Origin of the sequence: Pseudomonas sp. G34 (genome assembly GCF_031119625.1) — a bacterium.
Lineage (GTDB): Bacteria > Pseudomonadota > Gammaproteobacteria > Pseudomonadales > Pseudomonadaceae > Aquipseudomonas.
This window is the reverse complement of the sequence record NZ_JAVHZV010000023.1, coordinates 66,119-92,027: the sequence shown is the minus strand read 5'-3', so window position 1 is coordinate 92,027 and position 25,909 is coordinate 66,119. Positions and strand designations below refer to the sequence as shown.

At 61.4% G+C, this 25,909-nt stretch carries 3 protein-coding genes (1 of these 3 only partly in view); all 3 read right to left on the bottom strand.

Translation table 11 applies throughout. From position 1 onward, the window contains the following. Window positions 1-52 precede the first annotated feature (52 nt). A complete protein-coding gene (locus QYS36_RS14995) occupies window positions 53-919 on the bottom strand; it encodes a peptidyl-prolyl cis-trans isomerase (RefSeq protein ID WP_308840238.1) in 867 nt (288 codons plus the stop codon). Beyond that, a complete protein-coding gene (locus QYS36_RS14990; protein WP_308840429.1) occupies window positions 906-1,754 on the bottom strand; it encodes a peptidylprolyl isomerase in 849 nt (282 codons plus the stop codon). The genes QYS36_RS14995 and QYS36_RS14990 overlap by 14 nt, the downstream gene beginning before the upstream one ends. 128 nt (window positions 1,755-1,882) lie before the next feature. Further along, a protein-coding gene (locus QYS36_RS14985) for an Ig-like domain-containing protein (RefSeq protein ID WP_308840237.1) crosses the window boundary here: on the bottom strand, window positions 1,883-25,909 show its 3' portion. Its footprint extends 18,735 nt past the window's final position; 24,027 of the gene's 42,762 nt are visible here — the last part of the coding sequence; its start codon lies off the right edge, out of view; its stop codon occupies window positions 1,883-1,885.

Here is a 25,909-nt window from a genome sequence, read left to right as displayed (position 1 = left end):
CCGTCGTCCCTGATTGTTGCCGGCTTATGCGCGGCCCTGGTCTTGCACTCGTCTAGCGCGAGCTGTACTGCACATCCACTGCTTTCAACGCCTCGCTGCTCAGGTTTTTAACCACCTGTTTGAGCGCCTGGGGTGCCAGCTTTTCACGAATAGCCCCACTTACTTCCGCCAGTGGTTTGGCCGGTAGTTGCTGCTCGGCGGTGACCCGCACCAACATCAATTGCCCGTCCACATAAAGCGGCGCAATGCTGCCCGCAGCGGTGGGCTCTACCAGGCTGCGCAGCGGCTGCTCCAGCAGCTCCAGCTTCAGGCGGCTCTGCCGGTACTGCAGCGGCTTGCCGGCCTGGCGCCAGTCGGCTACCAGCTTCTGCCAGTCCTTAGCTTGAACTTGCGGACCGCTGAGCAGAGTGATCAGCTCAGTGCGCTGCGCCGGCTCCAGCTCCTGGTCGCTGGCGATGATCTCGAAGCTTTTCTCCACACCACCGCCAAACTCATCCTGATGGCGGTTGTAGTAATCGGCCACCTGTTCAGCGGTTACCGGCTCGGGGTTGGCGTGCGCCTCCAGGTAGTGGCGCACCAGCAGCTCTTCACGGTATGCCTGGGCCTTGAGATCAAGTTGCTCACGCTCACTGGCGTCGAGTTCACGCTCGGCAAGCAGCGCCATGGCCCGGCTGCTCACCAGGCTTTCGAGAATCTTGCGTTCCACTTCTTCGTTGGCGAACAGCGGCGCCGACTCTCCGAGGGTCCGCTCGATGGTCAACTCCAGCTGTGCTCGAGTAATCGGCGTCTTGTCGACGGTCACCAACGTGGCCGAAGGCTCCACCGGCACGTCGCTCAAAGCCTGCTTGCTGTCGTCCTTGCAGCCTGCCAGCAGCACCGCAAGCGCCAATGCTGCCACGGCGTACTTAACTGGCTGCACGGTTATCACCCGGCGTTTCAGCGTTGTCGCTGTCGGCCTTGGCTGAGGCTTCGGGCTGATCCTTCTTCTCGATCTTCGCTGCTGTTTTAAGCCGCTCCAGTTCGGCCGCTTTGGCTTCCTGGCGCAAGCGGTAGCGAATGTCGCCAGCCACGCTTTCGAACGGCTGCTTGATCACCTGAGGGCCTTCCAGCACCTTGACGATATGGAAGCCGAATGGCGTGACGATTGGCTCGGACAGCTCCCCCGCCTTCATGGCGAAAATGCGAGTACTGAAGGCCGGATCGATCGCACCTTCCTGCAGCCAACCGAGGTCGCCACCATGCTGGGCGGACAACTGATCCTCCGAGTACTCCTTGGCCAGCGCCGTGAAGTCTTCCTGGGAATTGGCTTTGGTATGGATGGCGCTAGCCTTGGTCAGCAAGGCTTGACGCTCGGCTTCACTCAGCCCCGGGTTGGTGCGTACCAGGATGTGAGCGACATGGATCTTCTTGGCCTGGAACTGATCAGGGTTGGTCGCATAGTAGTTACGCACCGCCTCGTCGGTTACCCGCTCCTTGAGGAACTCCTCGAAATAGCGACCGATCAGCATCTGCTTACGGAACTCGGCGACCTCGGCCTCCACCTGTTCAGCGGGAAGCAGCTTCTGCTCTTCAATCTGCCCGGCTAGCCCTTCGCGCTCCAGATAGTCATCCAGTTCGCGATTCACCAGCTGCGTATTCTGGGTGGGCACACGCTTGAACTTGAGGTAGGCGTCGAACTGAGCTTGTGTAACGGGCTGGCCGTTCACTTCGGCGATGGAATCGGAATTCGAGTCGCAGCCAGCGATGGCGATCATCACGGCGAGCACACCCAATTTATGCAGCATATTCATCCTGAGTGTTCCTCTCCTTGGGTGAGTAATGGGGCTATGGCGCGCTATATATAGCATTTAGCCATTGTGATTTGGTAATGGCTCACAATTCTTCAAGTTTGCGGGCCGCCAGATGGGTCGACAATCATCGGATGCTCATGCTGACCTGGCCATTTGGTCGCGATAGCACGCGTACCTGCCGGCAAATCGACCAGTCGGTTAACGGCGCCAGTGGCGCTATCTACATAGGCCAAGCTAACCCGAGCCGTGCCCTGAAATTCATCTTCAACAACTGCGAGCAGACCTAGGCCCCAAGGCTGACGTTCCATCGAGATGATTTTTGGAGCGGTGCCAAAGTCATCACTGAAGTGCAGTTGTGCTACTGCATAAACCTTGCCCCTGGAGTCCATACGCTGCAATTGGCAGTCATGAACGAACAATGGCTGACTACCCAAGGTGGCGATGCCAGAGCCGCATGCTTCCCGCGCAAGCATGCCAGTCCCATACTGTTGATCCGTATGACGGCTGGAGCCGATCACCGTATATGGTGTCTGGTAATAACCGCCATCGGTGGTTTGCGCGCTCACCCAGACTTTGTTGCCCTGGATGCTCATATCCATCACGTTCTCGAAGTCTGACTGATTGTCTGCAGACTCGAGCACGTCACCACTGAGGATATCGACTCGCTCAATCAGGGCCTGGGGCAGTCCATTAGACGGATTAAGACGCTGATGGCTAGTCCATACCTGGCCCTGGGCGTCAAAGTCGAATGCTGTCACTGGATTAGCCAACGTAGAAAGTCGCTCTGGCGTGCCCGTCAGCCCCTGCTGGCGATACAACGTGCTGCGTCCATCGAGATTTCGCAGTGCATAGAGTTCGAAGTCTGGCAGATCGTCACTGGATAGCGGATTGGTGCCCAGGCGAACTTCAATCTCGTCAGGGAACCCGTCACTATCACTGTCCGGGCTATTCGCGCTGGTACCCAGCGCCACTTCACGGCTATCGCATAGCAGGTCGAGGTCGGTATCCTCGCAGGCACTGAAGTTGGCCAGACGCGAGCGCTCAGCCTTGCTGATGCCGCGCAAGGCCTCTTCTCCCAGGCTGGTCAACAGCGCTTCGGTATCCTTGAAGCGGCTTTGTCCATGTTCCAGCGCGGCAAATTGCATAATACTGCGCGCCTCACCTGCTGGAATAACCAACCGGTAGCCGGTTGCAGCTTCTCGCCCATCATCGTATAGGTGCATGCTTGCTGCATTCAGCGAAGAGCGACCTGCGGAGTCGGCAAATACATTAATTAGACGGGCATCGAGTGCGTCTTTCTTGATAACCCAATTGAGGGAACTGTCATCTGTCCCCAGGTTGGCATTTCCGGAAGACGTGCTCAACTTAGCAGTTTGCTGATAGTTATATGACTGGCTAGTGATATAGCGCGGTTCTACCACCATAGGCCTATTGGTTGTATTCACGAAACGATCCACTACACGTAAATAGCCACGACCATTTTCTGGCACGTAAAATTCGCGACTGACTGCCAGTCCATCGCTGGCAGAACGCAAAGGGGTGCGCAGCGCACCTTCCGGGCTTCGAACGAAATCGCCGTTACCGATAGAGTAATCATTTAGCTGGAATAAACGCTGGTTAATTAGCTGCCAGCCGTCACGGTCTACCGCGCCAGCCTCGCCACTTTCCGTCACCCGGTAGCCCACTCCCGCTTCGGTAAATAAATACTGCTCGTCTTGTCTCAGGTCACGAAGATCGTCGCCTTGCTTCAACGGATCGGCGCCGTCTACGAATAGCTCATCACCATCATTGCGACCACCGCCGTCACTATCTACCTTATTTGGCGAAGTTTTGCTTATGCGCAGCTCGTAACTGTCGGACAAGCCATCACCATCACTGTCTCGGCTTGACGGATTAGTACCTGCATGGGACTCCTCTAAGTTGCTCAAACCATCGTTATCGCTGTCCTCGTCTGGAGCGAGATTCCCATAGAGATACTCGAACAAGTCAGTCAGTTGATCGTCATCGCTGTCCTTTTGCAGTGGATCACTACCGAATTGCACTTCTACACCATCAGGCAGACCATCATCATCGCTGTCCGCCTTCTTGGGATTGGTACCCCGCTCTATCTCATCAGCATCATTTAGACCGTCACCATCGCTGTCAGCAGCCATGGGGTCAGTGCCATAGCGATGGAATTCCTCATAGTCACTCAGACCATCACCATCGCTGTCAGCCATATGCGGATCCGAGCCTGCCTGCTGTTCTTCCAGATTACTCAGGCCATCACCATCCGGATCGGCCGTTGCTATACCTGGTTCGGCAACAAGTGGATCGAAACCGCTGTACAACTCGAAGCCGTCCCACAAGCCATCACCGTCAGTATCTCGAGCATCCGGGTTCGTACCCAACAGCATTTCGTTAGCATCGGAAAGCCCGTCCTGATCGCGGTCTGAGCGGCGTGGCAGATACCCGAGTTCAATCTTGTAGCCATTCTGCTCAGCAGGCACATAACTGATTACCCTGCCCTGCAGATGGTTGTCGGAGGTTCCTACGTAATGCTCAACTCCCGTACCATTTTGTACTAAATAGCCATGTAGACGCCTGACATCCATTCTGAAAGAAGCACCATCAGTGGACGTATTGAAGCGGCTGTAACGGGAGTACCAATCGCTCTCAAGCACGTCATAGAACCGCTCCTCGATACGCCCGTCACGATGCAGGATTACTTGAATAGTCATGGTTCCAGCATCTTTAGCAGCATACTGGCTTCGCCAGCCCAGCCATGTCAGTGTGGTGCTATCGGGGCTTTCCTTGAGATACATCTCGCCAACTTGGAAATTGCTACCGAGCGGCATGGCGTCGACAGAACCAATACGCAACCTCTGCTCATATGGCCAAACTTCGACCTTGGCAGCGGGGAAGGCAAAGCCGGGCGGAAGCATAAGCTGGATATCGCCAGCCTCAATTTGGCGCCCGAGCTCACTTTCAAGCGGCTGAGGCACTTCGCTGTCATCCATGACCAATTGCAGTTCGCCAATATCGTTCTCACCGTCACGCTCAAGCTCGACCACCTGCTGGAGACTCAACTGCACACCCAATACTTGATGCTGCAAGTCGATAATCCACTGCGATTGCTCACGACGTGCCAATGAATCAAAGCGGAAGTGGCCGTTAGCATCCGATACCTGCGTGAAAGCTGCTCCGCTACTTGCCATCGCAAGCCGTGCAGCGACAGGCCCGCCCTCACAACCATTCCCCCCACAGTTTTCACCCTGCGGGTCCATAAGAGAAACAACTACGCCAGAAACCGGGCGACCAAGGGCGTTGACCACACGGCCAGTGAGCATGGTGGGTGGTGGCTCCTCGACGACTACGCCAAGCGCCAGCTCGCTACGGTTACCACTGACATCGCTGGCGACGAGACGCAGGCCAAGGTCTCCCGGTTCATTCATGCCAATAGTGAAGCTCAGATCGCCGCCGACAGACGTGCTCTCAAGCAACTTATCGTGCTGCCACAACTCGACGGAGCGAATCAGGCCGTTATCAGTGACGCCCGCCTGAATCTGCAATTCATCACTTAGGTAGAACGGGCCTTCAGGCAAATTGGGCACAATTACAGGTGGCAGGGTGTCGGCCACGTTTGGCTCGTCATCCTGGCCATCAGGAATCGCATCCCCGTCCACATCAGGGTTCTGTGGATCGAGGCCTAAAGGGATTTCATCGGCATCTGGCATGCCGTCATTGTCTGAGTCAACAAGAGTTGGCCAGTTAGCCAAGTCTCGCAGTTCCTCCACTGTCATGCCCGACTCGACGAAGCGCGGGTCTTTCAGCTCTTCGAGAACGCGGCGTACCTCATCAGGACTCTGGTTCAATACCACATAGTGCATAAAAACTTTTCGGCCGCGTGCTGGAATCAGTAGATTTTCCACGCTAGTCCAGTAATTGTTATAACCCCTATACGGTTCCTGCAACTGGAATTCCCCACTGGGAATACCAAACAAAAGCCCAAAGCTATACCCATTGGCACTACCACCCGCGACCCTATCGTCACCAAAAACCAAGTACCCATCTTCGCCCCAATTATTTATAAGGCCACGACGTCCATCCTGATAGAACGAACCGCTGATACTCCACCGAATGGATACAGGCTCATCGGAAGGATTTTCAACGATATCCAGATATCGAATATAACTGGCACCAACAGGAGCATATATTTTGCGATGAACAAGAACATCACCATTCATAGTACCTAATGTTACTTCCTGACCACCTAACCGCAGCTGGTACTGGTTAGTCCCCGTGTAATAGCCATTGCCATTAACTGATAGACTATGAGACCAATCTAAAATATCGCCCGATGCGGAAGAAATTGAGCCGTACGTGCTTGCAATATTCCAAAACTGTTGATTTCGCAACTGCGGATAGCTGTTCCACCCGGTACTCTCGTAAGCTAAATCATCCTCGGAGATCGGTTTAAAACCCCGCCGACCTATGGCCTCAAGACGAATATCACCAATATCGCCCAGGTCAACACTATCTTCCAAAGACTCAATAACCAGCACTTTGCTGCCACGCATCGGCTGCGCACCAAACAGCCCAGTGGCGGACACATTGATTTCACGGTTTATGGTCTGCAGGCTCAGACTGAAACGACCACTGCTGTCGGTAACAGTACCTTCGCCTTCAGCACTTACCGGCATATTCATTAATGGCTGACCAAGTGAATCGACCACACGACCATTAAAGCGGATGCTAGGTGTTTCCTTAATAGCAATCTCTAGTTTGGCCTCTGTACTGTTTCCATTGCTATCAACAGCGCGCAGTACCAGATTACTTTGAGCAGCATTGGGCAGGGTCAAGTTAAATCGCTGCTCACCACCACTGTTGCGCGTTTCTAAGAGAACTCCGTCCTGGAAGAGCTCTACCTTACGGATCAGTCCGTTATCAGTAACAATCGTGGTGATTTCAAGTGCCTGACCAGCATACAGACGCTTAGCTGGCAGCGCTGCGAAACTAACGCTAGGGGCAGTGATATCGACCACCAATGGCTCACTATCCTGACCATCCAGCACACCGTCACCATCTGTATCAGGATTAGCGGGATCAGTACCCAGGCGCGTTTCATCAGCGTCACTAAGGCCATCTTCGTCCTGATCATAGAAGGCGAAGAAGTTCACCACCTTTCCGGCCAGCGTGGCATCGAGGTTGTCCAGGCCCAGGCCTTTGAGGCTGCGCAGCTTGGCAGCGGTGACCATGGCCGCGTCGTTGGAACCTTCCAGGGTAGCGAAGTGCATGATCACGCGGCGTTCGCCAGCCGGTATGCGCAGCTCGTAATCGGCTTGCCACAAACGGCCCGCGTTGCTCACATAGCTGGCGCCCTGGCGGCGGTTGCCGTTGCCGCCAAGCACGTGCAGCAGCACCGGACGTGAGGCGTTGCTGGTGTCACGCAGGGCCAGGAAGTCATCGGCGGTAGTCAGCTGGCCGTCGCCACTGCTGGTCACAACTGCCACTTGGCTGTCGTTGTTTGCGCCGTAGTAAGACTGCAGGCGCACAGTGGTGACCTGCTCCTGGGCGGTAGGGTTGTCGATGATCTCCAAGTAGCGCACGTAGGCGCCGCCGGCACTTGGTACCAGAACGCGGCGGCTGACCACCACGTTGTTGATGCGCCGCGCTTCGTAGTGGTACTCGCGGCCGTTGGCCGAGCTGGTGGCGTGGTTGTATTTGTACCCGTACTGGTAGCTATCAACATAGAGCCTGAACGCGGGGTCGGCGTTGATAGCCGAACCGGTAGAACCGGACACAGAGCCGCTGTTGTTAAACGTCCAGTTACGGTTGTTTTCGTCGTTGACGTTGCGGTAGCCGTCAATATTCGGACGGTCATCGCTGGTCAGTTTCGGATTGGTACCATCGACGAAACGTTCGTTGATATCGCGACGGCTGCCGGCATCGCCGTCAGCCAGCTTCGGATCGCTTGGCGGGCTACCCAATACCTCCCAGCCATCGAGCAGCTCGTCACCGTCAGTGTCCGAGTTGCGCGGGTTGGTGCCAGCTAGAAACTCGCCTAGATTATCCAGTCCGTCGCTGTCGATATCAGCGGTGGCCGAGAAGTTCAAAAGGTCGTTGTCAATCTCGAACTTGTCGGGTATGCCGTTGTCGTCGCTATCGGTCTTCAGCGGGTCAGTACCGTAGGTATGGATCTCAGCATAGTCATCCACACCGTCACCATCGCTATCAGCCAGGCTCGGATTGGTTCCGCGGTTGATCTCATCCTGATCGCTCAGACGGTCAAGGTCGGTATCCCACGTTAGCGGGCTGGAGTGCCAGGTCAGCACTTCCTCGCCATCGGTCAGGCTATCGCCGTCAGTATCAGCAATAAACGGATGGCTGCCAGCTTCCTGCTCTTGTAGGTTGTTCAGACCGTCTCTATCGCTATCCGCTTGCGCTTCGTTACTGTTGGCTTTCGGATCAAAGCCGTATCGCTGTTCGAATCCATCGTTGAGGCCATCGCCGTCGCTATCAGTCCTCAGAGGATCTAAACCCAGAAGTACTTCATCGATATCGACGATTCCGTCCTGATCGGTGTCCACCAAGGTTGTCCAGTTGGCAATATCGCGATGCTCCTCGATGGTCAGGTTTGATTCTTTGACGTTAGCTGCCAACAGTGCTTCAAGCACGCGCTTGACCTCGGCCCGGCTGCTGTTCTGTACCAGATAATGTTGGATGATCCGGCGACTGTGGGCTGGCACAGTCAGCTCATAGCGGACCCGATAGCCGTCGCTATCCGCTGAGGCAGATACGGGCTGAAGGGGCGCGATCTGACCACCGATCAGCAGGCCGGAAGCCGTGCGACCGCCATTGTCTGTGGCATCGTCGGAGACCAGATAGCGGTCCTGCGCGTTGAATACCTTATCGCCCGATGAAGTGGCTGTGACCGAGCGGTTTCCCTCGTTGTAAAAGGAGCCGTTGAGGCTCACCGTCACAGTGATAGCGTCTTCAGTGGCGTTCTCGAACAGCTCAAGATAACGGGCATAACTCTGGTTTTCCGGCACATAGATGCGACGGCTCACCTGCAGAGAGCCCATCGTCTGCGCCGGTAGTTCTAGCTCGCGCCCCTGCTGACGAGACCTATAACTGTGCTGCTCGCTATAATAGTTGCTGCCACTGACCGTCAGGTACGCCGCACGCTGGAATGCCCGATTGGTACCATTTTGGATAGTGCCGTAATAGGTGTTGAAGTCCCAGTAGTAGCGATTGCTTATCTCAGGGTTGTAACGCGTGTCAAAGAGATCGTAGGCCTTGTGCCGCTCTTGGATCGGTTGCACCGGGCGGCGCCCCTGTGCATCGAGCACCAGATCGGCCACCGTGGTAGTACCTCCGATTACCGGCTCTAACACAGTACTGATGGCGCCCACGGCCTGGCCACCGAACAGCGCCGATGCCTTGACCTGTGGATCCAGTAAGGTGGTGGCCGCGCTCAGGGCATAGCGGCCCTGGCTATCTGTGTTCGCGGCATGCGCATCGTCCGTGATTATTCCGCTGCTATTGGCGAAATCAATTTCGTCGACAAAGATCCAGCTGCCTGTGCCTTTGAGAGCCACACGCACGTAGCGGCTCTGGATATTCAGGCTCGATATATCCAGCCAGCGATGAGGATTGGTCGAATTGTTGCTGTTGTTGTTGTACGAACTCTGAGGTATCACCTGAGTGCCAGCACTGACCCAGTTATTGTTCACCAGTTGGAACACTTCCACTGATGGCAGCACCACATTATTTTGATTGTCTTGGGTAACGCCGACCTTAATCGTGTCGATCAGCACCGATTGGCCGAAATCGAAATCGACGTTCACCAATTGGGTGTTCCACCCCAACCACTCGTAGGCGGTGCCCTGGCCGAGGTCAATGTTGAAACCAGCCCGTCCGACCTGATCATCGATCAACTGTCGCCAGGTGTCATCCGCGTAGCTCGAGTGGGTAGCTTGGTCGAAAACATAGCTCTGCGGCACTACCTCCCTTCGAGCGTAGGCATCGATCAGTTGCACCTTGGCCCCGGCTACGGGCGTGCCGTTACCATCGACCACACGGCCAGTCATCTGGGTGCCCGCATCGGCATTAATGGCGAAGCGCTGCACGCTGGTACGGCTTTCGTTGCCATTGGTGTCGCGGGCGCTGACTTCCACGGTCAGTTCGCTGCCCTGCTCCGGCACCACGATTACATAGGCATACGGGGCTTTGTCCAGCGAGCCGACAGCCTCACCGTTGACATAGAAGGTGACGTTGCTGACTCGGCCATTATCGGTAGCGCTGGCGCTCAGGCGCAGTTGCTGGCCATGCACCAGGCTGGAACCGGTGCTCGGTGCGGTCAGCGCTACAACCGGCGGCAACAGGTCTTTGGCAGTCGGCTCGGCGTCTTCGCCATCGAGCAGGCCGTCCTTGTCCATATCCGGGTCAAGCGGGTTCAGGCCAGCCTGGACTTCGGCGCCGTCGGACAGGCCATCGCCATCGGTGTCCTTGAGCTTCGGATTGGTCAGGGTTTCGAGGATTTCCTGCTTGTTAGTCAGGCCGTCCTGGTCGTAGTCCTGCTTGCCGTCGGCCGCATTGCGCGGGTCTAGGATATCCTCGTACGGGCCTTTGATCTCGATGTAATCGGACAGGCCATCGCCATCGGTATCCGCCAGGTCCGGGCGGGTACTGTAGCTATTGATTTCGTCGTAGTCCGGGATGCCGTCGTCGTCGCTGTCGGCCTTGCGCGGGCTGGACTTGTACTGCACTTCCTGGGCATCGAGCACGCGGTCCAGGTCGGCGTCTTCGCTCAGCGGATCGCTATTATGCTGGTTGACCTCGGCACCATCGATAAGACCGTCTTCATCACTGTCGGCGCGCAGCGGGTTGGTACCAAGTTCCTGCTCCTGCAGGTTGGTCAAGCCGTCGCCATCGCTGTCCAGGTTCTGCTCGCCAGTCACCAGCGGATTGAAGCCATACTTGACCTCGAAGCCATCCAGCAGGCCGTCGCCATCGCGGTCGGCAACAAAGGCGCTGGTGCCATTGGTATATTCGTAGACGTCTTTCAGGCCATCACTATCGCTGTCCTTGAGGGTCAGCTCGTGCATCATCACCAAGATGCCCGGATGGTAGATAGTAAACAGTGGATCGTTATCGGCCGGGCGGCTCGACTCAGTCGGCGTAAAGCCGAAGTACACCTGACCGGCACCATAAGTGTAGCGGATTGCGGTCACACGCTTGTCGGCGCGGGCACCTGTGAACATGAGCGGCACGGTATCGGGCGCCAGCTTCTCCATGGGCATATACGAATGGCCGTAGTAGATGCTGTTGCGGTACGGCCACCAGGAACCGATGCGACTTTCGCCAGCTTCGGACCAGCGCAGCACCGGCGTCAAACGAATCCAGCCGCCTGTCCACACTGACTCGGCGGGCTGACCCGGAACGTCCACGAGCGCAGTATTGGAGCCGGTGTTGTAGTCCTCGCTGAACAGCAGCGTGCCGCCGTGCTGGACGAAAGCGAATATCTTGGCGCGATTACTGGAGTAGCTGCTATTGCCCCAGTTATTCCGCGAACTGTCCACCATCAGCATATCGATCTGCGACAGGTCGAAGCTTGCCAGGTTGCTCACCTGTACCGGTTCGTAGCCGGCACGTTCGATGATGAGCCGCTGCGACGGCTGGCCGGCGTTGAAGCGCGCATTGAAGTACCCAACCCGTACCTTCGGCGATACCAGGGTAATGCTGCCCACATCGGTAGTACCGCCCCAGACCGGTTCAACGTCCGCCGAGGTGGCAGTCACGCCCTGGCTGCCCAGAACGCCATTGGCGATCACCTGCACATGGCCCGGCGCAACCGGTACGCCGGTGAGCACGAAGCTGCCGTCTTGAGCGGTGACGCCGGTAACGCCGAGGGCTTCCACTTGGGCACTGGCGACTGGTTGGTTGCCGCTGTCGACGACACGACCGATCACGGTGGTCAGCGGGTCGGTGACCAGGGCAAAGGTGTGCTCGCCGCTGCTGCCCTGGTTGTTGTTGGTGTCGGTGGCGATCAGTTCCAGGCGCAGGCTGTTGGCATCGGCCGGCAGGGCCATGGCATAGGTGAATGGCGCGCTGGTGACCAGGGCGACCTGGGCACCGTTCAGGCGTACCGAGACCTTGGTGACGCGACCGTTGTCCTGCGCGTTCGGGGTAATGACCAGGTTCAAGCCTTTGATCAGCTGTTTGCCCGGGGCCGGGTTGACCAGCGTTACGGTCGGCGCCTGGGTATCTTTGACCAGCGGCTCTTTGTCTTCGTCATCACGCAGCCCGTCGCCGTCGGTGTCGGCTTTCAGCGGGTCGGTGTGCAACTGGTCGACTTCCACGCCGTCCTTGAGGGTGTCGCCGTCGGTGTCCGGGTTGTTGATCAGGGTACCCAGCAGCACTTCACGGGCGTTGCTCAGGCCGTCGTTGTCCTTGTCGCCATTACCGTCGCCGGCATCGCTCGGGTTCAGGCCCATGTCCAGTTCCAGTTTGTCTGGAATGCCGTCGCCGTCGGTGTCTTTCTTCAATGGCGAAGAGGCTGGGATATTGCTGACTTCCTGACCATCGGTCAGGCCGTCGCCGTCGGTATCCCGATTCAGCGGGTCGGTGTGGTGGGTACGCACTTCGGCGCCGTCGGAGAGTCCATCACCATCGGTGTCGTGCACACGCAACTTGGTACCGGCGGCTTGCTCTTCCAGGTTGGTCAGGCCGTCGCCGTCGAAGTCTTCCGCGCCGTCTTCGATGCCGTTGCCATTGGTATCGCGCAGGGTCGGGTCGAGGCCGACGGTTTCCAGCTCCAGTTTGTTGTTAAGCCCGTCGCCGTCGAAGTCGCTCAGCGGATCGAATACCTGCAGGCTCAGGGCATTGCCCACCACGACTGGCGCGGCCGGCGTGCCTGGCAGGGTGCCGCTCAGGGTCAGCGGCAGCAGGGCACCGTCGACCACTGTGTTGTTGGCTTGGGTGAAGAAGGCCGGCACGGTCAGGGTACGGGTCGGGCCGTAGTACCAGTTGAAGCCCTGGCTCTGACCATTCAGCTCAGCGCGGCCATTGTTGATGTTCCACCAGCTCAGGTTGTCGGCCAGCAGCATCGGCACCTGGTAGCTCTGGCCAGCCAGCAGTTTTACCGGGCCAACGGTATTGAAGAGCACGTGTGGCGCGCATAGCTGGCCGCCCTGCTCGCGTACGTCGTCGTTGCGGGCCACGCCACGCAGGCCGGAGCCGGTGGTATCGAAGCTGTAGCAGCGCCCCAGTTGCAGCACGGGCTGGGCAACGAAACTGAGGGTACGGCCATCGCTGCTCAGGGTCGCGGTGCCGTTACGCACAGCAGTGCCTTCCAGGAGCTTGATGGCGTTACCGCCGTCCAGGCGCACCGGCTCGTCGTAGTCGAAGTAGGCGCGCAAGGTGGTGCCATCACGGGCTTCGATCACGCTGCGGATGATTTCCGGCGGTTGCAGGGTAAAATTGATGCGGAACTGGCTGGCCAGGTTCAGCTGCGGCAAGGCCGCTACCGGGCCGGCCAGGCTGACGGTGACTTCTTCGAAGGTTTCGTCGCTGATAGCCAGCCACGCCTGGCCCTGCACCAGCTGCACGGTGGTGCTGCCAGCCTGGCCGTCAATCGCCGCTGCGCCACTGACACGGGCTTCAACACTAAGGTTGGCCGGTTGGCCGTCGAGCTGGCTGATACGGTTGCCGAAGCGGTCCTGCAGCATTACTTGCAGGCGCACATCCTGTTTCACGCCACGGGCCAGTACGTCGCCTTCGGCCTGGGCGCGGCCCTGGTCGTTGAGCAGGCGCAGGTGGCTGGCGGCGGCCGGCAGTACGTCCAGGGTCACTGTACTGACACCACTGTTGACAGCGCCTGCGCTGTTGTAGGTATAGCGAATCTGGTTGTTGTTGCTGCTCACCGGCATGCTGAACTGGCCAACGGTGTTGCCGGCTTGCAGGTTCAGTTGGGCGCGGCCGTCCTTGAGGGTGACGCGCACTTGCTCGACGGTCTGGCCGTTGGCGGTGGTGCTGCCAATCTGGATGCCGCTGCCCGGCGCCACATGGAATTCGCTGCTTGGCAGGGTCAATTGCAGCACGCTGGCCTGGTCGTTGAGCACATTGTTCAGCACCAGATCCTGAGCCTGGATGGTCAGGGTGGCGTTGCTGCCGGCGGCCATGGCCGGCAGGTAGCCCAGCAGCAAGTGCCGGGTCGGGCCGGCCGCTACGGCGAGGCTCTTCTCGGCACGGGCAATCTGGCTGAACTGTGGCAGGTCGGCCCACAGTTGGTAATCGCCCAGGGTACGGTCGGCGTTCAGGGTCCAGCTGGCATAGCCGCTGGCGTCACTGTTGCTGGTACCCAGGGTTTCCACATAGCCGTCGCTCAGGCGACGCAGGCGCCACTGCACCGGCTGATCCGGCACCGCACGAGCGGCAGCGTCCAGCACCTGCACGCGGTACAGCGGCCGGCCTTGTACCGCCACGGACGCGGGGTTGTCGCTGCCTTGCAGATTCTGGAAGCGCACCAGGTTCGGTGACTGGGTCAGGGCCACGTTGTAGTCCTGGCTCAGCACCTGCTGGCCCATGCGGTCGGTCAGCTCCACCTGTACGCGGAACAGATCATTCGGCAGCGCGCTGTCCGGCATACGCAGATCGCGGGCGTAGCTATCCCAGTAATTGCTGTTGGCGCACCGGAAATAGTCATTGCTGCCGCGCAGGCAACTGAACAATTCCTGACGCACATCGCCGATACGTTGCAACACGCGTAGGCTGAGGCCGCCGGTATCGTCGAGGGCTCTCAGGTTGCCCAGATTCAGACGTGCCAGGCCACCGTATACACCGCGGGTCGGCAGAGCGACTTGCAGGGCGGAGGCATTCGGCGCCTGGTCACGCACCACGCGCAGGTTCTGCGGCGCGGACTCGCTGACCTGGCCACGGCTGTCGGTAAGCACCACCTTGAACGGCTGGCTGACGCTATTCGCCACGCGCTCGGTGCGTTTGTCCTGCACGGTGAAGCTGCGACCGGCAATGCTCTGGCCAGTCACATCGTAGTGATCGGTAAAGCCATTCCACAGCAGATCCACGGCTTTCAGGGCCACATCATCCTGGGCCGACAGTTGCACGTTAAAGGTGCTGCGTTCGATGATCTGGCCTGGCAGCATCAGGTTGGTGACCTCCGGGAATGCATCATCAATCACGTTCACACGCAGTTCCGCCGTGGCCGGGTTACCGGCCTGGTCGGTGACTTCGATGTTGTACACCTGCTCACCCAGGGTGGTGGCGGCATCCTGATACGTCAGCAGATTCTTGCCAAAGGCCACGGCAACCACCTGACCATTGCGGGTCAGGGTGGCCTTGTCGAGGGCGCCGTCGGTGTCGGCCATCTGCGCCTTGATGGTGATCGGGTAGCCGCGTACCGCTTTCTTGCTGTCGAGGAATACGGCGGCGCCTTCGTAGCTGAGGCTGACGGTCGGGGCCTTGGTGTCCTGATGGCGGTAGAAGCGCTTGGCAGCCGACTCGGCGCTGTTGCCAAACACGTCCACGGCGCGGACTTTGAGGTATTGGCCGGTCAGGCTGGTGTCCAGCGCCAGGCTGGCCTGGAACGGTTCGGCCTTGCGTACGGCCACGCGCTGCCATGGGCCATTGGTGCTGGCCGAGAGCAGGAATTCCACTTGCGCCAGCGGCTGCTGGCTGCCGCTGATCTGCGCGCTGGCAATCAGCGGTAACGGCAGCCAGGAGTGTTCGTCAGCAGTCAGGCTTACGGTGAAGGGGTTGGCCACGCCGTCGCCCGGCATCAGGAACAGGTCCCGCGCCACCGACTCGCGCACCACACCAAAGACGTCTTCGCTGCGCAGGCTGAGGGCCACGCTCTGCCCGCCCGGCAGGTTGGCCGGCAGGCGCAGGCTGGTCTGGCTCAGGGCCTGTTTCAGGCTGCCGACGGAATGGCCATTGAGGCTGAAGACGGCGCTGCGCAGGCCATCGGTGTTCAGGCCCAGGTTCAAGGCCTGGGCGGGCAGCAGGCGGCTGTCGGCCAGCGGGGTGACCACAGCGGCATCGGCGGCGCCCAGGCCGTAGGGCAGCTGGAACACCTGCACGCCTTGGGTGCCCTGGCCGACGGCCAGGCGGTTATTTTCCACGCTCAGGGCGGTGCTGCGCTGGGCTAGCAGCAGTTGGCTGTCTGGTACCACCAGGCCGGTGCTCGGTTCCAGGGCATCCAGGCGTACGCCCTGGGCCTGCGGTTGTTCCAGCCACAGCAGGTTACCGGCCAGGTACAGCTGATTGATGCTGGTGCCGCTCAGCAGTTGTTTGCGTTGCCCGTTGCGCAGGTCATAGCGCCAGGCGCTGTCGCCAAGCAGGTAGAACAGGTAGTCGCCGCTGAAGGCCAGTTGGCGAACTTCACCACCCAGCTGGGCGCTGAGTTCGCGTACTGGGGTTTGCACGTCGCTACCCAGGTCGACCAGGAACACCCGGCCGCTTTCGCTGAGCACGGCAGCCTGCCGCCCACGGGCCGACAGTTGACGGAGGTTTTCCTGGGCAGTGATGAGCAGGCTGCGTTTGCTGTTCAGGTCGTTCAGCGCAGCCAGTTGCAGGCTGCCACCGGCGGACACGATCAGGTAATCGCTGCTCACGGCCAAGTCGCTGCCAGCCACATTGCTGAATACGCTACGGGCGCTCAGGGTGCTGCGATTCAGCGCCAGCACCTGCTGGGCCTGGTCTTGCAGCAGGAACCAGGTGGCGCCGCTGGCGGCTACACGGCTGGCGGCCTGGGTAAAGGCAGTTTGCGGGTACAGGCTCGATTGCCAGTTGCCGGCGCTGTTCTGACGCAATACCTGGGCGCCGAAGTTGTCGGCAGCCACGATCAGTTGACCGTCACGCAGGGCCACGCTTTCCACGGTACCGCGGGTCGGGCTGGTGGCGCTGCGGCTGTCGTACAGGCTGACGTAGCCGTCGGCACCACGGACCGGTGCAAGCACCTGGCCTTCGCTGCCGCCCAGCCACAGTTTGCCGCCGGCCCACTGCGCGGCGTCTACCGACGAGGCCACCAGCGACCAGTTGCCTACGCGCTGCTGGGTGGCGGTGTCGATCAGTTGAATGCGTTGCGGCGCCACCACCAATACCTGGCCGGGTAAGCTGAACAGCCGCTTACCGCCCACGCCCAGCTGGGTCGCGGTGCCTTTGAGACCGGCATCCAGGCGCCACAGGCGACCGGCGTTATCCAGCACCTGCAGGTAATCACCAGCACGTACCACGCTGAGCAGGCCTTCACCGGTAAAGGTGGCCAGGGTCTGACCGCTGGCAGACAGGCGTAGCAGTTGCCCGCTGGTCAGCGCCAGGAAGCCATCGCCGTCGGCCAGCAGGCCGCGTACTTCGGCGCCCAGGGTCTGGGTGCCGGTGGCTTTCAGTTGATTGCCCAGGGCATCGAACCAGTACAGGTCCCGCGCGCTGGCGCCGAGGATGCGCTCGCCCTGCACCGCCAGGTGTTGCAGCGGTGCCGCCACCGCCAGGGTGCCGGCGCTTTGCAGGTTGTTGTTCGGGTCGAGCAGGGTCAGGCCGAAACCCTTCACGCTGAGCAGCAGGTATTGCTGCAAATAATCCATGGCGGCGATATCGCCACCCAGGCGGGCACGCAGGCCACCTCCGTCATGCAGCTCGGCGCCACGGGCCAGCCACTGACCGCCCACTTGTGGCAGCAGCACATCGAACGGCACCCGCACGGCGTCGCTCTGCAAGTGCCAGCTGTCCACCACCGGGGCGCTCCAGCGTTGTTCCTGGCGGTTGCCCAGTTCGTCGTCGATCAAGGCCCGTACGCGCAGTTCTTTGAGGCCCGCCGGCAGACGCAGGGACAGGCTGTCACCGCCGCTGGCCAGCAGTTGCTCGGTGCCATTCAGAGCTTCCAGGGCGAGGCGATAACGGCCAGCGTCGACGCCAGTCAGGCGCAGTTCCACCTGGCTACCGGCAAACAGCACGCTCGGCAGGCCGCTGAGGATCGGTTGTGGCAGTTGCTGAGACGGAGCCACGCGCAGGTTCAGTTGCTGCTCGCTGTAGTGGAAGTTGCCAGCGAAATAGGCACGGGCGCGCAGGCTGTAGCTTTCCTGCACGCTGACCTGCGGCAGACGCAGGCTGAACTGGCCTTGCTGGCCGGCCACCAGCAGGCGTTGCAGCGGCTGGCCGTTGAAGCTCAGCAGTTGCAGCTCGACCCAGGCCGGCACCGCGCCCACCTGGTAGCTGAGGATCAGGTTGCTGCCTTCGGCAAAGACCTGGTTGTTGCCGGCGCCACTCAGGGTCAGCGCGGCACCCGGCTGGTTGGCCTGGGTCAGCAGGCCCAGCTCACGGCTGCCCGCGGCGTCCTGCCATTGCAGGGCGGCGCTGTCGCCCGCCGGCAGGTTCAACCAATGGAAGCTGTTGCGCAGGCCAAGCACGGCACGCTGGGTTTCCCCGGCGGCGCTCAGGCGTACGCCACTGCCATCGGCACCGGTAGCGAAACGGGCGGCCAGTGGCAGACGCGCACCGGCGGCCAGCAAGGCACCGTCGTCTGGGCTCAGGCTGGCGGCTTGTGCGCCGTTGCTGGCCACATCGATAGCCAGCTGCTGGCTACCGGCGTGGTCCTGCACGGTCAGGTTCAGGCGGTTGGCGTCGGTGGCCACCAGCCAGGCACGGCCTGCGGCAAACGGTGCGCCCAGGTAGCTGTCCAGCTCACCCTGGTAGAACAACGGCTGCGCGGCCAACAGGTTGCCTTGTTCATCGCGCAGGCTGATATCGGCGCCGCCCAGGGCGTTTTCGGCGCTGGCCGGCAGGCCCCCGACCAGCACGCCGAACGGCAGGCGCACGCTTTGTGCAGTCAGGGCAATACGGGTTGGCGCGGCGACAGCCAGTGGTTCGACCACCAGTTGTTGCGCGCCATCGGCGTTTTGCAGGCTGACCAACTTGCCAGCCACAAAGGCCAGGGCCTCGCGCTCGCTGCCCAGTGCACCGACGCGCTCGCCGCCACGCCAGGCCTGCCAGCTATCGCCGTACAGTTCTTCGCTGACTTTCAGCCAGGCCAATTCGCCATCGAATACCACCTGGCTGACCTGGCCGCCCACTGGCAGCATGGTGGCTGCCCCCAAACTCAGGCCTTGATCTGTCACGCTGACCAACTGGCTGCTGACCGCCGTGGCTGTCCAGCTCAACAGGCGGTTGCCCTGCAGGACGAAGCCGGTACGGTCGGCCAGCTCGACGCCGCCACTGCGTACCAGTTGCGGCAGCGTGCTGTCATCCAGTTGCAGCCAGTTCAGGCCTTTTTCGGTGAGCACCAGCAAACGCTGGCCATCGACCTGCACCTGACGAATTGGCTCAGCCATGCTGACCCCGATCAGGTCGGCGAAACCGGCAGCAGTCAGCGCATACCCGCCGATCTGCTGGCCGTGACGGACGAACAGCAGCTCGCCACTGCCACCCAGCAGGTCGCCGGCAATCGCTTGTTCCACGGCGGTTTGCCAGGCGTTGTCGCTCCAGCGCCAGACACGCAGGTAGTCCTGCCCATCGCGACGGATCTGCGCGGCCAGCAACGAACCGCTGTAGCTGAGCTGACGCACCTGGCCGCTGTCACGGCTTTCCAGCACGCTGTCCAGGGTGCGGATACGGTAGCCATCGCGCTGCTGGTTCTCGGCCCAGACAGCAGCCTCGGCGTGGCCCACCAGCGCGGTCAGGAAGCTGGCGCGGTAGCCGGTTTCAAGGCTGTCGCGGCGGCTGGCGGCTTGCAGGTAAGCGAGTTTTTCCAGGCTGCGGCTGGCGTTTTTCTCGTGGCCGGAACGGTCACGCAGCACGGCATCCAGGCGCAGGGCGGTGCCCTGTTCGCGGCTGTTCCATACCTGACGGGCGCTGCTGAATGGCAGAACGGCCGGGCTGGTGGCATCGCTCGGGTCGAACAGGTTGAGGTTCGACGCGTTGTTGAAATCCCCCATGGTTGCTGGCGGTGGCACTTGCAGCCACAGCTGCGAACCGGCCAGCAAGGTGGTTGGCGGTTGCAGGTCGAGGCCGATGGCTTCGCTGATGCCGGTGTCGGCATGCAGGTTGAGGGTGCGTTGGCTGCGCAAGGTCTGGCCCTGCCAGGTGGCTTGCAGACGCAGCACCAGCACGCCATCGGCGGCCACCTGCGGCATCGGCACACTGAGTTCGATGATTTCTTCGCCATCGGCGGTACGCGTGATGCTGCGCGGCGCCGGGTTGCCGGCGTGCTGCGGATCACCGGCGATATCCAGGTACAGGTTGGCCTGTTCCAGTTTGCGCACCCGCACCCGCACCCGCACGGTTTCGCCGGCCTGTACGTTCTGGCCATCAGCCGGTGCCAGGAAGCTCAGCTCCGGCGCGCCGACCTGGCTGTCATAGGGTTGCAGGGTGACCGCCGCCGGAGCACTGGCCAGGCCATTGAGGTCGATGGCGCGAGCCACGATATGCAGCGGCCCGGTGGCATCGGCAGCCACCGGCACGCGGAGGCGGTTCGGGTCGAGCAGGCGCTGGCAGTTGGCGGCATCGCTGAACACATCGCCGGCCTGGCTGTTGATGCACGCCTCGACATGATCGATGCCGTAACGGTCGTAGCTGCGCAGGATCACCTCGGTGACTTCGCCACGCGGTACGAATTCGCCATCCAGCGGCGCGATGATCGACAGCTGCGGCGGCGTGCGGTCGGACAGCAGGTCGTAGCCCACCTGGAAGTAGCGGTAGCTCTCCTGGCCGGCCAGGCCGAAGCCCACGCGCAGTTCAGCAGTCAGCGGTGCCTGTTCTTGCGGTGCGCCAGGCAGCTCTTTGAGTCGTGGGTGCAGGAAGTTGAGGCTGGCCAAGCCGCTGCTGCGGTCAAAGTTGGCGGCAGCGTAGCGGCCATCCAGTACACGGATTTCGGCGCTGCGTACCAGATCCAGGTCGCCAAGGATCTGGAAGCGCAGGTCGGCCGGGGTGCTCTCCTCCACCGGCGTCGGCTGGGTGCTGAACTGGCCAAGGGTCAGATCCGGGGCGCTGACCTGGGCGTTGAAGCGGCGCTCGCTGGTATTGCGGCCATCACTGGCACGCAGCAGCAGAGCAAAGCCTTGGTAATCGCCCTGGATATCCAGATTGAACTGGCCTTTCTGGATGGCGATCCAGTCGGTTTTCCAAGTCTGGCCGCCATCGGCGGAGACGCGGTAGGCGAAGCCGAGTTTGTCGCTGGCCTGCACGTTATCCACAGCGCTGACGCTCAAGGCATAACGGCTGCCCAGTTTCAATTGGGTAGCGGCGGTCAGCGGCTGGCCTTGCAGCAGCACTTGCAGCGAATCCTGACGCGGCGCCAGGCGGTCTTCGGCCTGGTAGCTGCCGCTGTAGGTGCCAGCCAGGGTCACGCCGTTGTCGCGGGCCAGGTTGTTGGCGGCATCACGCACCCCGGTGAGGGTCACTTGATACAGGGCGTTGGCTTCCAGCACCGCGTCGCTGCGCAGGCGCAGTTCCAGGCGGTTGCCCTGGCTGATGATCGGGTTGAAGCGGTTGCTGATGTCTTCGCTTGGCTGGGCGTGGGTGTCGTAATCCTTGAACACCTTGACCACGCTGAAACCTTGCGCGCTCAGCGGCTCGCCTGCTTCCAGCACCAGCGACTGCGAGGCGCTCAGGGTCGAGACCAGGCGTACGGTTGGCGCGGTGTCGTCAATGGCGGCCAGCCACTGGTCGGCCACGCTGTCCACGCGTTCAGCGCTGGCATCGCGCAGCAGGGCCACCTGGTACTGCCAGCCTGGCTGGCTGCGTGGGGTGACAAAACTGATGCTGCTGTCATTGAGGGTGAACGCCACCTTGTTGCTGGCGCTCGGCAAAATGCCCTGGCCAGCCGGGAACCAGTGCAGGCTCAGGCCTTCGGACAGGCCCTGGGCCTGGATAGTGACCGGCGTACCACCGGCGTCGCTGACCACCTGGCCCTGGGCATGGGCGGAGATCACCGACTCGATGGCCAGCGGCGTGACCACCGACAGCGCGGTCGGCAGCACGGCGCGTTGCTGGCCGTAGCGTACTTGCACGTTGTACAGGCCGGCCTGGTCCATTTGCAGGCTGAAGCTCAACTGATCGCCAGTGGCATTCACTTGCAGTTGTTCGCGGCCCAGCACGCGCTCGCCCACTTGCAGCTCGTCGATCAGGCTCAGCTGACGGCCACGCAATACATAGGTGCGCGCCACACCGCTAACGCTGCGGTTCGGTTGCAGGGCGTCCAGGCGTATCAGGTCGGCACCGAAGAAGTCCACGGCATCCACCAGCCATGGCAGGTCCAGGTGCACTTCTGCGCCTTTGAGCCAATCCAGCGGCGCCTGGCTGACTTGCAGGCGATACAGCCCAGCCGGTTGGTAAGCCGCTTGTTGCTGGCTGAGGGCGCGCAGTTCGCGGCCCAGTATCTGGGTGCTGGTGGCCACGGTTTCGCCCGCCAGACCGCTGACCGCCAACTGCGCTTCGCGCCAGGCGTAGTCGGCACCGGTAAAGCGCAGGCCCACCGGCTCGTTGGCCGCTGCCAGGGTCTCGGGGTTCAACGCCCAGGTGTTGTTCAGCGGGATTGCAGCATTCAGGTAGCTGCCGCCATTGCGCCATTCCAGCAGGTCGCCGTGCAGTTCCAGCTGCGCCAGATTGCCCACTTCGCTGTTGCCCACGGCCAGGCTGGCCACTTCACGGGCGCTCAGTTGCCGCTGGGCATCGACATCGAGGTCGAACACCTGCAGGCGACCGGCATCCAGCCAGGCGAGCAGTTCGCCCTGGGCGGTCAACTGGCTGATCCGGCTCGGCAGGTCGAACTCGCCCAGCACCGGCTCGCCACGGCCACGCAGCAGGGCAGCGCGTTGCACCAGTTGCAGGGTGTCGCTGCCTTGCAGGTACACGCGGGTGCCGTCCAGCCACAGGCGCTTGGCGCCGTTCAAGCCATGGTTGTGCGTGCCGAGTACCTGGCTGCCGTCGCGGGCATTGCGCACTTCCAGGCGGTCGCCGAATAGCAGGTAGGCGCCACGGCTGTCCAAGGCGATATCCACCAGACCGGCCGGGTTATCCAGGATCAGTTCACGCAGTTCCGGCCCTTGCACCTGCCCCTGGAACACACGCGTGCCGGCCTTGAGTAGCAGCACATCGCCGGCCAGACGCACCGTATCGAAGGCGACCTGACGGGTATTGGTCAACGCTGGAAGTGCTTGCGGAGCGTACAGGTTGCCGAGATCGAACACCTGCACCTGCGCCGTGTCGGTGAGCAGCGCGGCGTAGCTGTCGCTCAGGGCAATGTCGCGCAGGCTGCCGCTGGCTTGCCATTTGGCCAACAGTTGCGGCGTGCTGCCATCGCGCAGGCTGGACAACTGCACATCACGGCCAGTGACAGTGAGCAGCAGGTCGCCAGCACGGCGGTACAGGCTGACCCCGGCCAGTTGCTTCTGCACGGGTAGCTCGATGCGCAGACTGGTATCACTGGCCAGGTCATCAACGAAACCGAGGTTGCTGACGTCCACCTGCAGCGGGCCGAGATGATCCTGCGGCACGCTGAAGCTGAGCAGATCGCTACGCTCCATGCGCACATCGGCAATCTGCCGGCCATTGACGCGCACCACGGTGGCTTCGCCGAAACCACGGCCCTGCAGGCCAATGATTTCGCCGGCGTTGAAGACAAAGCGCTTGCTCTGCGCCGCCAGGGTGCCGCTCAGGCGGTCATACAGGCCGGCCTGGTCGATACGCGGATCAGCCACATAAGTAATGGCGGCGGCGCGGAACAACTCCAGGTTGCCCTGCTGCACCTGCACCCCGACCGGAAGGTTGCTGCTTGGGTTGGCCAACAGGCCCGGCAGGCGGAAGCGGATCTGGTTGTCGTCGCGGTACAGCACATCGCCGGCCGCCACACGCTGGCCGCCCACTTCGATAACGGCATTGGTGCTGAAGTCATGGCCACGCAGGGTGATCTCGGTGCCGCCGCGCCAGCTGGCCTGACGCGGAGAAATGCTGTCCAGCTGCGGCTGTAGGGCATCATCACTGACAAAGCCGAAGCGGTAGTCGTTGCCCAGCGTTTTGCCTTGCTGGTCACGCAGGGCGCCGCTGAGGCTGACCTGATAGAGCTTGCCACTCTGCAAGGAAGCGACCGGACGCAGCACCAGGCGGCCCACGCCGACCTGCGCCACCTGGCTGGCCACCGGCGTGCCGTCGAGCAACAGCTGCACCAGCTGGCTGCCGGAATCGCGCAGCTGGGCGTTGTCCAGCAGGCGGTTGAACTGCACTTCGATACCGGCATCTTTCGGCAAACGGCCCGACGGTTGCGGCTGTTGGCTGAGGATGGTGAGGTTCTGGTAAGCCAGGGTATTCAGGCTTCCGCCCAGGTAGCTAGCGGCGTCCAGGCTTGGCAGCGGGTTCTCGGCCGGGGTGCCGTCGACATAGACGAAGGCGCTGCCGGCATACAGGGCCTGGCTGCCCAGGGACAGGCTGTTGACGTTGCCGATCACACTGAAATAGTCGCGCAGGCCGATGCTGTCCTGGGTGCGGCCATTGAGCCACGAGGAAATATCGAACAGCTGCACATCGCCCTGCCCGCCCGCAACGTACAGGGTCTGACCGGCCAGTTGCAGTTGACCGGCGAACAGGCTACCGCGGCTGACCAGGTAAGTCAGTTTCAGGTCGGCGACCGGCGTGGCGTTGCTATCGGAGTCGAACACAAAGCGCTGCACGGTGGCGTTTTCGCCGCTGGACACCAGCAGGCCGCCGCTCGATACCAACAGGTCTTCGGGGGTGAACGGGTTGCCGGCCTGGTCGCGAGCGGCCACGCGGCGCAGCACGCGGAACTCGCCACTGGCCAGCTCCACTTCCACCAGTTGGCGCTGTGCTGGCAGGGTCAGCCACAGGCTTGAGCCGAACAGGCGCAGGCGCCCTGGCGTACCGCCCAGTTGGCTGGCGCTGATCAGGCCGAGGTCGACCAGTTTCAGTTCGCGGCTGATGCGGTACTGGCGCACGCCTTCCTTGCTGGCCAGGTACAACAGGTCATCGCGGGTGGCCAGGGCGGTGATGTCGCCCGCCAGGTCCAGTTCGTTGAGCTTGTTCGGTTCGGCCGGCAGGGTCAGGTCGAAGTGCAGCAGTTTCTTGCCGCCAACGGCGAACAGTTGGTGATCGTTGATCGCCAGGTCGACAAAGCCGGTGCTGCCCAGGCCGTTCGGCGCTTCGTAGTGGTATGGCTTGGTCTGGCCTGCGAAGTCGCGGCTGACGATTACCGGGTGTACCGGGTCGCTGATATCGGCCACCAGCAGGCGTGCGGCGTTGCTGGACACGCGAGCTACGCGGCCTTGGCTGTCGACCTTGTCGAAGCTGCCGCCGGTTACCGCGTAGAGCAGTTGGCTGCTGCCGTCATCGAGGCGGGCAATTGCCGATACCGGGCTGGCCATATCGCCCGGCAGGTTGACCGAGCCGGTGGGGATGCCGGTGTAGAAGTAGTCCACTGGTGACAGGCTTTGCTCGCCGTCGAACAGTTGGCTGGTCACTGCCACCTGGGCTTTGCCAAAGGTGCCGGACGGGGCGCGCACTTCGGCGCGGTTGCTGCTGAGAATCTTCAGGTCGCCGGCCAGGGCACCGGCGAAACGCACCTGCATATAGTGGTTGAAGCCACGGCCATACAGGGTTACCAAATTACCACCCTGTGGCGGGCCGGTTTGCGGCTGCAGGTCGTCGAGCTCGATCTGCGGCAGCACGGTCATCGCGCCCTGGCGCAGGTAGGCGAGGTTCTGGTCCACGCGCTGCACTTTCACCGCCAGGCTGGCGCTGACATTGCCGAGTTGCAGATCAGGCACCGCCACACGCAGCTCGCTGTCGGTAACGCTCTGGATCTGCTGGGCCTGCAGGCGGGTTTCACCCAGCCAGACTGCCAGTTGCTCAGGCGCCACACCGAACCCGCTGCCTTTGATCAGCGCTGTTTCACCACCGGTGGCATGGAAGTAATGCAGGCCCGCCGTATCGCCCACCACACGTTGTACCGCGCTGACCAGCGGCCGGATGCCGGTGCGGCGCTCCAGCTGCAGCACAAAGGCCTGACGCAGGGCATGGCCGGCCAGGTCGGTGAGTGCGGTGGTCACTTCGATGCGCAGCGGGCCCTGGTAGTCGCCCTTGAAGCGCAGATCCAACTGGCCGCCACGCAGGGTGTTGAT

Coding starts and splice junctions, on each gene's coding strand:
- QYS36_RS14990 (WP_308840429.1), bottom strand. CDS start 1,754: ATGATCGCCATCGCTGGCTGCGACTCGAATTCCGATTCCATCGCCGAA.